General features: G+C 43.7%; 8 protein-coding genes and 1 tRNA gene. 2 read left to right on the forward strand and 7 right to left on the reverse strand.

Features of this window, described 5'->3' with window-relative positions; genetic code table 11:
• Window positions 1-261: 261 nt before the first annotated feature.
• From GX654_14640 to GX654_14655, 4 genes are all read right to left on the reverse strand, one after another.
• Window positions 262-338: transfer RNA gene (locus tag GX654_14640), tRNA-Met, on the reverse strand.
• 214 nt (window positions 339-552) lie between these two features.
• A complete protein-coding gene (locus GX654_14645) occupies window positions 553-2,061 on the reverse strand; it encodes a PAS domain S-box protein (GenBank protein ID NLD38102.1) in 1,509 nt (502 codons plus the stop codon).
• Between the two features lie 88 nt (window positions 2,062-2,149).
• Window positions 2,150-3,058: a site-specific tyrosine recombinase XerD gene (gene xerD / locus GX654_14650; protein NLD38103.1), complete on the reverse strand. Its 909-nt coding sequence runs from the start codon at window positions 3,056-3,058 to the stop codon at window positions 2,150-2,152.
• Between the two features lie 14 nt (window positions 3,059-3,072).
• A complete protein-coding gene (locus GX654_14655) occupies window positions 3,073-4,188 on the reverse strand; it encodes an aminopeptidase P family protein (GenBank protein ID NLD38104.1) in 1,116 nt (371 codons plus the stop codon).
• 230 nt (window positions 4,189-4,418) lie between these two features.
• On the opposite strand from GX654_14655, the gene GX654_14660 reads away from it, so the two are divergent.
• Window positions 4,419-6,413 carry an RNB domain-containing ribonuclease gene (locus GX654_14660; GenBank protein NLD38105.1) on the forward strand — a complete coding sequence of 665 codons (1,995 nt, stop codon included), beginning with the start codon at window positions 4,419-4,421 and terminating at the stop codon, window positions 6,411-6,413.
• 16 nt (window positions 6,414-6,429) lie between these two features.
• Here the strand turns inward: GX654_14660 and GX654_14665 are convergent, their stop codons facing one another.
• The 3 genes from GX654_14665 to GX654_14675 all read right to left on the reverse strand — a co-directional run bounded on the left by GX654_14665 (window position 6,430) and on the right by GX654_14675 (window position 10,302).
• Window positions 6,430-8,019 (reverse strand): hypothetical protein, encoded by a 1,590-nt coding sequence (locus tag GX654_14665; protein ID NLD38106.1) that lies wholly within the window; start codon window positions 8,017-8,019, stop codon window positions 6,430-6,432.
• Window positions 8,020-8,164: 145 nt separating this feature from the next.
• The gene (locus tag GX654_14670; protein NLD38107.1) at window positions 8,165-9,013 is read right to left on the reverse strand and encodes a hypothetical protein; all 849 of its coding nucleotides are present in this window, start codon (window positions 9,011-9,013) and stop codon (window positions 8,165-8,167) included.
• The gene (locus GX654_14675; protein NLD38108.1) at window positions 8,974-10,302 is read right to left on the reverse strand and encodes a L,D-transpeptidase family protein; all 1,329 of its coding nucleotides are present in this window, start codon (window positions 10,300-10,302) and stop codon (window positions 8,974-8,976) included. Before GX654_14675 ends, GX654_14670 begins: the two co-directional genes overlap by 40 nt.
• A gap of 267 nt (window positions 10,303-10,569) precedes the next feature.
• Here GX654_14675 and GX654_14680 point away from each other — a divergent pair, with 267 nt between their 5' ends.
• A complete protein-coding gene (locus GX654_14680; protein ID NLD38109.1) occupies window positions 10,570-10,872 on the forward strand; it encodes a transposase in 303 nt (100 codons plus the stop codon).
• The last annotated feature ends 62 nt before the right edge of the window (window positions 10,873-10,934 follow it).

Here is a 10,934-nt window from a genome sequence, read left to right on the forward strand (position 1 = left end):
CAGGACACAGGCCTTTCACGCCTGCGACAGGGGTTCGAATCCCCTTGGGGACGCCAACTTAAATAACAGGGAGTTAATCCTAAGATGGGTTGACTCCCTTTTTATTTCCGGTCCAGTACACCCCGTTTATGTGAAAAACAATTATTGTCTGTGAAATATAGTTAATTTTATAACTTTTCATGAAAAACAAGTATGCAAAAAAGGCAGGTAATAATCAAAAAGAGCTTACGCCGTTTCAGAGTAAGCCCTTGAATTTTTTATTGGTAGCGGGGGACGGATTCGAACCATCGACCTTCGGGTTATGAGCCCGACGAGCTGCCTGACTGCTCCACCCCGCGTCATGTAAGCGGGTGTTTATAGCACTACTGACCCAGCTAGTCAATGATATTATTTTGTCCGCTTCCAAAAACTGTTGTTTTTTGATGCTAGCTGTCAGCCATCAGCGTTCAGCTTTCAGCAAAAGGCATATAAAACAAAGAGTTAGCTGACAGGTGATAGCCAAAAGCTTCACTGAAATAACCTTTTCTGGATGGATACTATTTAACGCCCTTTTTACCCCGGGATCTGGATGGTAAAGGTGGTGCCCCTCCTCGGGGCGCTTACTGCCCATATATCACCATTATGTGCCTGCACTATCTTATATGAAATGGCCAGGCCAAGGCCTGTCCCCTTTTCTCTAGTTGTATAAAAAGGTTCAAAGATATGTTTCATCTCTTCACTGGTCATGCCCTTTCCATCATCACCTATGGATATCTCAACCCCTCCCTCAATTTTTACTGTCTTTACCCTGATAACACCCCCTTCAGGCATAGCCTCTATACCGTTTGATATGATATTTATAAACACCTGCTTCAGTTTGTCCGGGTCACAGTTGATCTCACATAACCCATCCGCCTGATATCGCTCAAAATAATATTTTTCATTACTGTATACCCCTGCAATGATATTCAAGACATCCTCAACAACAGAGTTTATTTCAGCCGGTCTCATAACCAGCTTGTATTCCTTTGTAAAATCGCCAAGATTTGCTACAAGCCTTTCCAGCCTTGCAACCTCATCAAGCACCATGTCTATTTTATTGATATCCTTTTTATTTTCAAGAACCGACCTTATCTGGCTGGTAAAGCCCCCTATAATCATGAGGGGATTTTTGATCTCATGCGCAACACGCCCCACTGCCTGCCCCACAGAGGCAAGCCGTTCGGCCTGCAGCATCTTCCTTTCCATCTGCTGCTGATGGGTTATATCACGTATTATAGCGGTAAAGGTCCTTTTGCCGCCCATATTCAGGACTGAAAAACTTAGATCAGCAGGAAAAAACTCACCGTTTTTCCTCATTGCGTTAAGGGAGATATTTCTACCTGTTATACCCGGTTCCTGGTTTTCCATGAGATGATCCAGGTAGATTTGATAGTGTTCTGAGTTCTGGGGGATAATGGTATCAAGGCTCTTCCCTGTAACCTCGCTCCCTGCATAACCGAATATCTTCTGGGCTGCATTATTAAAGAGTATTATGCGCTGGTTTTCATCTATGCTTATAATGGCATCTGTTGCTGTATCCAGGATGGCCTTAAACCTCTTTTCAGAACGCTGAAGTTTGAGTATAAGATGGCGGAATTCGGTAACATCCCTTGTGATCTCAAGATAATACCTTCTGCTCTCATCCTCTGCCATGAGCGGGTACATGATAACAATATATTCACGTGATTCCCCATTTTCATCTTTATAGGTAACTGTTATCTCAACCGGTTCCCCGGTTGCGGCCTTTTCTACCGGGCACCTCTCCTCTCCTGCCAGACAGGGCCGCCATGCCCTTTTGATCTCATAACATCTCCTGCCCGCTACATCCTTTTTTTCAAGCCCTGCCTTTGTAAGAAATGCCCTGTTCGCATCAACAATATAAAAATCCTGGTCAATTACGATTATCTCTTCGCTTATGCCGTCATAAAGTGATGAGAGAAACATATTGGTTTTTTTAAGGGCCTTTATCTCACGGTTAAGCTTTTCAAGACGGGAATCCCGGCTCTCTTCCTTAGGGATTCGTGATTTTTTCACGACCATAGCACCCCTCTTTTTTAAAAGGCAGGATCATTAAATCATAAATAATCAACCGACACAGGCCATTTCCTACGGCCAGAAAGAGATCAGGTTACGGCCTGGGATGGTATTTTTCGTGTATTCTCTTAAGCCTTTCCCTGCTCACATGGGTATAAATCTGTGTTGTCGAAATATCAGAGTGCCCGAGCATTATCTGTACAGATCTCAGGTCTGCACCCCCTTCAAGCAGATGTGTTGCAAATGAGTGTCTCAGGCTGTGGGGAGTGATCCTTTTTGTAATGCCCGCCATTATGCCATACTTTTTTATTATTTTCCAGAAACCCTGCCTGGACATTGAAGAGCCCTTAGCGTTGAGGAATAGAAAGGGGTTGTTTTTCTCCCTGATGAGCTCCCTGCGCCCATAAGAAAGGTAAAGCCTGAGTGCATCCCTTGCCTTATCACCCATAGGGACAATCCTCTCCTTAACTCCCTTGCCAATGGTCCTGATATACCCCGGTTCAAGATTGAGATTAACAAGATGAAGACCGACAAGCTCTGATACCCTTAAACCTGTTGCGTATAGCAGCTCAAGCATTGCGCTGTCCCTCTGGCCAAGGTCTGTTTTTGTGTCAGGGGCTGCCAGCAGGCTATCCACCTCTTCATGGCTTAGAGTGCCCGGAAGCCTGCCAGGGAGTTTTATCGGGTCAAGGAGCCTTGCCGGGTTTTCAGTAAGTTTACCCTCTGTAATAAGAAACCTGTAGAACATCTTAATCGCAGAGAGGTTTCTTGCTATTGTGCGGGCGGAATAGCCATTGTTCTTTTTTAACGCCCCTGTGTATTCGGCAATATCCTCCCTCTTTACCATGAGGGGATTCTTTTTTATCATGGAAAGATAACCGAAATACTTGATCAGGTCACCGCTGTATGAAGAGACTGTATTTTCTGAGAGCCCCCGCTCTACCCTCAGATGGCTCAGGAACTGGTCAAGGAGCTCATTACTATCCGCATCATTAATCTTCATAAATATGATTACCCTTAAAAATCATAATACCTGCTGTTTCTGGTTAAGATCCTCGGCCCACTCTTTTCTATAACAACCATCTCTTCAAGACGCACACCACCTGTGCCGGGGAGGTAAATACCCGGTTCAACAGTAACCACCATGCCCTCGACAAGTTTAACAGGGTTTCTGGGGCTTAATCTCGGCGCCTCATGGGTGGCAAGACCAACCCCGTGCCCCAGGGAGTGGCCGAAAAAACTGCCATAACCGGCCTTGCCAATAATATCCCTTGCTATGGAATCGGGTTTAGAACTTATCTCTCCAGGCTTCACAAATTCGAGCGCTGCAAGCTGGGCCTCCCTGACTATTTTATATATCTCTTTGATCTTTCTTTCAGGGGGGCCAATAAATACTGTCCGAGTCATATCACAGCAGTACCCATTCACCCTGAGCCCCACATCAAAGGTGATGTGATCCCTCTTTTTTATCCTTCTATCTGTAGGCACCGCATGGGGAAGGGCCGCATTCGGGCCTGAAGCCACGATTGATTCAAAGGCCATACCATCTGCCCCTGCCTCAATGGAGAGCTCTTCAATCCTTCGGGCGATCTCCTTTTCAGTCTGCCCCGGTTTAACAGAGTCAATAACCCTGTCAAGCACCCCTGACATCATTTTAGAAGCCCTTTCCATTAGGGCTATCTCATGTGCATCCTTGATCTCCCTCATTTTTTCTATCATGCCGGAGATATTTTTCATCTTTACAGGGTTTTTCATTCTTTTAATTCTGGCTGAAAGGTCGCTGTAAAGGCTGAAGGTTACATGATCCCCTTCAAACCCGAGGCTCTTACCCCCGGCCTTTTCCACCTGTTTTACAAATTCATCCTGAAAGACCCCCTTCTGGGTAATTACCCTGAAGTCAGTAGCCTCCTTTTCCGCCACCAACGTGTACCTTGAATCGGTAATAAGCTGTGCCTTTTTTTGAGTAATAAGGAGTGAGCCGGATGATTCATTCAACTGTGTATCATGTGCCATGAACCCGGAAAGATATCGCCTGTTTTCAGGCTGAACAATCCATAGCATATCAATATTTTTATCCTCAATGCCTTTTGTAAGGCCTTTAAGCCTTTTTTTAAAGGGCGAATCCTTCATCATGTCCCTCCGGTAGTAAGTATTAAAACTAAGTAATGAACAGCAGGAAATATGTCAAGCTTTGTTGACATATAGCATATCCCTTGCTAAACATAGCGGGTTGATTAGTTAATAAACCTGATCACTACCCCGGTCTTTTACGCAGGTAAAGAGCTGCTCTTCTGTAATGGGGAGATATGCCGGTTAAAAATCAGGGATCCGATAATCTCATAGATAGAAAGTATTTTTAACCCATGTCTGAGGGCAAAATAATAGAATATATTGATCAGGGAGGGTTTGTCTGCGCCCTCTGCATCCAGGATAAGGGGCAGAGACTCCATCTCCTTACCCTTTCAAACAGGCTTGTAAACCTCTCTGAAAAACGGGCAACCCATATATCTGTTTCACGACTTCCAACAGAGAGGCCAAGAGAAGAGCTTATCCACCGTTTGAAGGAAATAGATACAAAGAGGGAATCACTCAAGGCGGAAATCAACATAAAAGAACTCTGGGAGCTTATAAAAGACGAAAACGAAAGCTTTGATTACAAATACCTTGCCCAGCTTTGTTTTGGCGAAGAGGTTACTGACGATCATGTTGCGGCCCTTGTCAGGGCGTTATTTGAAGACCAGCTCTTTTTCAAGATGAAAGATGGCCAGTTTCTCCCTAATCATGAGGAAAAGATAGCATTAACCATCCTCCAAAAGGAGGAAGAGAGACAAAAGGAAAAAAAACTCATTTCAGGGAGTGACTGGCTTAAAAGATCATTAAGGGATGGCGCCCTGATAACGAATGACTCGGAAAGATACATAGTCGATAATCTTATAGACCTTGCCCTTAACCAGAGGGAGGCAAAGGAATATAAATTTGTAAAGGATCTGCTCGAAAGGGCAGGGTTTACCGATACGGACGAGGCAAGAAATATCCTTATAAAGATGGGGATATGGGAAAGGGATGAGCATGTTGACCTGATCCGGTACAATATACCACAGGCATTCAGCAATGAGCAGATTGACCAGGCCGTTTTACTGAATAAAAAAACAGTCTCATATAACGGTTATGAAGACCTGCGCCATCTTGATATCTTTACGGTTGACGGGGCTAATACCCTTGACTTTGATGATGCCCTGAGCATTGAGAGGGATGGGGATCACATGCAGGTCGGGATACATATAACCGATGTCTCATCAGTCATAGATGCCGGGAATACCCTTGATAAGGAGGCCCTTTTCAGGGCATCATCGCTATATTTACCCGGAAGAGAGATACCCATGTTTCCGCCTCAGCTTTCACACGACAGGCTGAGCCTTGTAAAAGATTGTGAAAGGCAGGCACTCTCTTTAATTGTGAATTTTGACATGAACGGAGAGATATTTGACTACAGGTTCGTCCCGACCATTATTTGTATCAAAAGGCATCTCACCTATGACAATGTGAATAATATCTATGAAACAGAAAAGGATACCATCTTCCACTGGCTTTACAGTCTTGCCCTTAAAAGGCAGAGATACAGGGTCGAACAGGGCGGGGCACTTATACTTTCGTTGCCTGAATTGAGTATCACGGTAGAAAAGGATGATACCATAAAAATGGGGCTTGTTAGCCAGGAGACACCATCGCGCATGATGATAGCCGAGATGATGATCCTTTACAACTGGCTTGCAGCCAGGTTCTGCCGCGATAACCGTCTCCCCACAATATACAGGGCACAGAAGGAGCCCTCTGAAAAACTGGGGCTTGAAGACGGGAACTATACCTATTACGTATTCAGGCAGAGGAGAAAACTTCAACCCCTTAATATTGATGTGGAGCCTCAACCCCACTCAGGAATTGGCCTTGACAGCTACATCAATGTGACGTCACCCATAAGAAGATATTTTGACCTTGTAAGCCAGCGTCAGATGCTGAACTTCATGTTCAGGGGGACACCCTTTTATAACAGGGAAGAGCTGGATAAAGTCATCACACAGGTGACAGCGGTACTCAAAGACCTCAACACTGTGAAGCGAAACAGGTACAACTACTTGATCATAAGATACCTTGAGACCCGGAAAGGAAAGCCTCTCCCAGCCATAGTCCTGGATCTGCTAAAGGGGAGATACAGGGTTATCCTGACCGATTTTTACATAACCGCGGAGATAAAGCGTGAAAAGGAGAGCAGCCTAAAAGCAGGAGAAGAGATATTTGTAAGGGTGACAAAGGCAGATCCATGGAATAATATACTTGACCTGGAGCATGTTAAAAGCTGAAATGGTTTTGCACTTGCTATCTTGCAATATCAATAAATACCCTCGATATGACAAGGGCTCCCTTTCTTACGATAACCTCATTCCTCTTGGCGCTGCATATCTCACCTGTTATGCCTGACCCGCCTTTACCTATCTTCTTACCGTTTATAACAATATAAACCGGGTTATTATCAGTAAGGTTAGTTGCAACCGCCTCAAAAAACAGGGTGTCCTGCACAGACAAAGAAATTGATTCATCAGGCCGGAGTAGGGCGTGCCTGTTACTGTTTATCCTTAAAACAAGGTATTCCATTTGAGGCTGTATAAGCCTGATATCAAGGTGGCCTATCTCCTTTTCATCCCTTGTCACGACTATCTGGTAAATGTTACCCTTGCTGCCTGTTGCATATCTCTCAAGAAGGCCTTTCCCGGTGTCAATATCATATCCCCTGTCTTCACCTGTATTATTTAACCTGTCACCCACAAAGCCCTTGAAATTGACCACGCAGTCAGTTAATGACCTCGGGTATACCTCCAGTATCTTCAGCACCTCACCCCTGACAACATCATATTGCCCCCCTTCCGACACCAAAACTCTCTTTCCTGCGACAGAAAGAGAAAAAGACTCAACCTTTTCAGGAGGCAATACAGCCTGTTTTTCCTTTGAAGCAGGTACTTTATCTTTGCTAGCCTTTATGGGTATTTCACCAAACTTTTCATTATCCTTCCTGACAATCATGGATGTCTCTTTTGTGATTGTTATATCCTTTCTGTAATCGTTGAGATCCCCGAACCCCAGGATGTCAAGGCTCAAACCCCTCTCATAGTTGGATTCAATATGTGAGACATTTATTGTGTCGCCCCTTGCAATATTCAGCTTTTCACCCTTTTTTATAACAATGGGGATTTCATTGTTTATTGACACAACCACATATTTAAGTGACGGGGCATCAAGTGAAAAACCGGGTGACTGGGGGACAATCCCGAACTCCTCCATAAATGCGTTTATGACAAGATTATGAAACTGTACCTTAAGGTCAATGGTAGGGAGAAACTTGGATGTCTCAACACCAAACGAAGGGATATTATGTGCTGTCAGGGCATAGTATGTGGCCGATTTTCTCTGCTCCTTGTGTCGGCTGTCATTAGCGTCTGTGCGGGTATTCATGAAATGAAACCTGTAGAGCTCGTTTTCTATGTGCGGGTTTACTTTGCTAATAACCTTTTCCGCTATTTCACCAAGGGGTATAACCCTTTCTGTGCCCGGCACTGTGTATTTATCACAGTCGGCAATAATCGACTGCCCGAAGCGGTCAGGGTTACGCCATTTGCTGATATATGTGGGGTGATAGTAGCCTGAGCCGTCATGGAGGTTCAGGAGATAATCACTCTCGCTTATTAATTTTTTAAGTATGGTGACTATCCTGTCCTCCATGCTAAGGTCCTTGTCTTCGTGAGTGAACTTTCTGTTCATGTCACCGTTCGGGCCCCTGTCATTCATGATTATTGAATAAAAATTGGCCCTTGGTACAACTATCAGGTTGCCCTTTTTAAGGCTCATGTCTGCATAGGAGTCGGCAGATAAAAAACCGCCAGGTTCATTCCCCTGTATGCCGCCTATGAGCATAAGGGTTTTTCCTGGCTCCTTTCCGTATATTCTGTAGATGTTCAGCTCGTAGGGGGAGTTTTGAAAATGGACAGAATGCTCTCTCTGGGCATAAATGTTCGATGAGCATATAATGAAAAGAGATAATAGGGTTGATAGAAAAATTTTAATCATTTGCAGGCACATCAATGACTGGTATCTCCTTTTCAAGGATATTCCTGCCTGACCTGTCATACACAAGTATCCTTATAAAAGAGGGCAGTTCGAAATCAGCAAGCATCTTATATTGCCGATGGTATGTTTTGAATCTCTGTATCAAGAATTCCTGTCCGGTTTTGTAATCTGAGGGTATGCCGTTCTTTAGCCTTTCCGGATATTTATTCCATTCAGGGGGGTACTCACCGTTTTTATCAATTGCATAGATATGTATATACCCCTCTGCCTGACCCTGCGCAGCTAAATTATTTGCCAGTTTAAATTCTACTGTCAACCCCTGTTGATCCATTCTGAATTTTATATCCTGTATATCTGCAGAAGTGGTCTGTATCTTCTTTTCAGGGCTGGCACCACCCTTTACATCCTTATTATCCTGGGCGACAGAGGCTGCCTCCTGTTTTGTATCTATCTCCTTTGCCTGCCCTGTTTTAATACTGCCATCAGCCTCTTTGGGAAGATTTTTTATATAATCCTCCAGACCCTCTGTATAAAGTTGATTTTGATCCAGAGTTCTCTTCTTTTCACTGAGCTCCGATTCAAGCCTTTTTATAACCGAAATCCTTTCCCTGTTTTCTCTAAATAAACCGAAATAGAGATAAATGATAATGATGGAGATTAAGATATATAGAAAGAGAAATACAAGCGTCCAAATTAGAAGCCTCCGGGATATCTTGAAAGAGTGTATTTTCCCGATGCTCCCGATCAGCATTATTGTATACCCCTTACAGTCGGGATGCCTTCCTTTTGACTGAGAAGCGGCTACCTGGTCGGCTGCCAATCCTCTTCCATTATCCTCCACTCTTTTCCCTCCCGTACGAGAAGAATTGTCTTTTTCCCATTATCCCTGTAATTGTCTGCCCTGTATTTCTGAACAAAGGTAACCTTTGCCTTTCCGCCTGATGCAAGGGACTGTATTTTAAGTTTGCTGATGTCAACTGTGATCTTATCATATCTTTTATTCAGTTTGTCCCGGTGTTTTTCCCACTCATCAATGTTCATGCCCCGGGATTTGAAACCCTTATCATAGCAGGCCATGTAGGCTGAGATATCCTTTTTCTCCCATGCTGTTTTCCATGATGTCAGAAATGCCTTGATATCCACTTCGCTGAAATCATCTTTCTTTTGTGGGGTTACAGATGCCACCTTTGGCCTTGCTTTCTGATCAAAGGTCTCCGCGATAATCTTCCAGTCTTTGCTGTTCTGGGTGAGGTAAAGTTTTTTATGGCCCACACTATCAAAGCCGGAGGTCCGGTATCTCTGCTCAAATGCTGCCACTATAACGCCATTATATGAAAAGAGGTTCATATCATTCACCTCTACATCTATCTTTTTATACTGTTTTGCCAGCTGTTTCTTGTAATCCCTCCATGCCTCCCAGCCCTTTGAACCGGACTTGAATTTCCTGCTGTAAAAAGACATGTATTTATCTATCTCTTTTCCTGCCCAGGCGCTCCGCCACGACTCAACAATATTCTCTATCTCCCTTTTCTGATCCATGATCTTTTCTTCCGGGATATACTCTATGGTTTCGCCTATTATCACCGGTGTATCATAAAGGGTTACTATATCTGCGAGTTCTTCAATATCTTTATTATTAAGGGCTACACACCCCTTTGTGTCATTAGGCTTGATCTCCTTGTTTGTGCCATGAAACCATATGCCATACCCCCCTTTACCTTCTCTCTCGTCTATTATGTTCGGGTAATTCAGGGGGAGAACCTTTGCCCCGTAAATGGGGCCATAGGATGCGCCTTCATGCTTCTGAGTAAAAAAATATATTCCTTCAGGGGTTTTTTTATCATCCTTTTTCTGCTTGGGGCCATTATTTTCACCGGTGGAGCAGTCATATACCCGATAAGGGTTATAGAGGTCATCCCTTTTGTAGATCATCACCTTGTGTTTTGATTTATCAACAAGCACGGCATAGTCTGCTCCGCTGTTCCATCCAAGAAGGCTGGCAGGGATATCTTTTTTCACATTGAGGGGTCGTGACACCTTGTCTGCAAAGGTATGATTTACTGTAAAAAAAGTAATTAATATGAAAAATAGGAGCCCTGTTTTTTTAAAAATCTCAGATTGAATTTTCATAGATGTAATCTGCATTATATTCATTTAAATCCAGGTTAATAAATTGATGCTAAATAACCAGATAGGGAAAGAAAAATCAACAAAAATTAACCCTATGGCACTATTCGTATAAATTGGTAAAAGCCCGGCACATTGCTGCGGAAAAGAAGACATCATTCAATGCTATCATCAGAGAAAAAATTACAGGGTTTCATTTTCTGACCAAACAAATGAATCTTACCCCCGGATGAACGGCTTGCTTTTTATCAGCAGAACAGCAAGACCATTATGGATGGGTTAAGCAAGTGGTTCAAATCCATGATCGAGGATAAAAAGGTGGAGCCAAACCCTGGTCTGGGTAAGGCCATCAACTACATGAAAAAGAATTGGAATGAACTGACACTTTTTCTGCGTGTAGCGGGCGCTCCCCTGGATAACAATATATGTAAACGGGCCTTGAAGAAGGCTATCCTGCACAGAAATAACTCTTTGTTTTACAAGAATGAGCGAGGCGCCTATGTGGGTCATCAGCTTTTCATACCGCGATGCGTTCAAAACATATCAAAATGGTTAATGACCAATGGTAATTAATCGGGGTGATATTTATTGGGTAACTCTAAAAGAATCCAGGGGTTCAGAGCCTGGATACCGGC

This window comes from Desulfatiglans sp., from assembly GCA_012513605.1.
In the GTDB taxonomy this organism is placed as follows: domain Bacteria; phylum Desulfobacterota; class DSM-4660; order Desulfatiglandales; family HGW-15; genus JAAZBV01.

Excerpts from the sequence above, each read along its gene's own strand:
- GX654_14645 (NLD38102.1), bottom strand. The coding sequence starts at position 2,061 with ATGGTCGTGAAAAAATCACGAATCCCTAAGGAAGAGAGCCGGGATTCC.
- xerD (NLD38103.1), bottom strand. The coding sequence starts at position 3,058 with ATGAAGATTAATGATGCGGATAGTAATGAGCTCCTTGACCAGTTCCTG.
- GX654_14655 (NLD38104.1), bottom strand. The coding sequence starts at position 4,188 with ATGATGAAGGATTCGCCCTTTAAAAAAAGGCTTAAAGGCCTTACAAAA.
- GX654_14660 (NLD38105.1), top strand. The coding sequence starts at position 4,419 with ATGTCTGAGGGCAAAATAATAGAATATATTGATCAGGGAGGGTTTGTC.
- GX654_14665 (NLD38106.1), bottom strand. The coding sequence starts at position 8,019 with ATGCTCATAGGCGGCATACAGGGGAATGAACCTGGCGGTTTTTTATCT.
- GX654_14675 (NLD38108.1), bottom strand. The coding sequence starts at position 10,302 with ATGAAAATTCAATCTGAGATTTTTAAAAAAACAGGGCTCCTATTTTTC.
- GX654_14680 (NLD38109.1), top strand. The coding sequence starts at position 10,570 with ATGGATGGGTTAAGCAAGTGGTTCAAATCCATGATCGAGGATAAAAAG.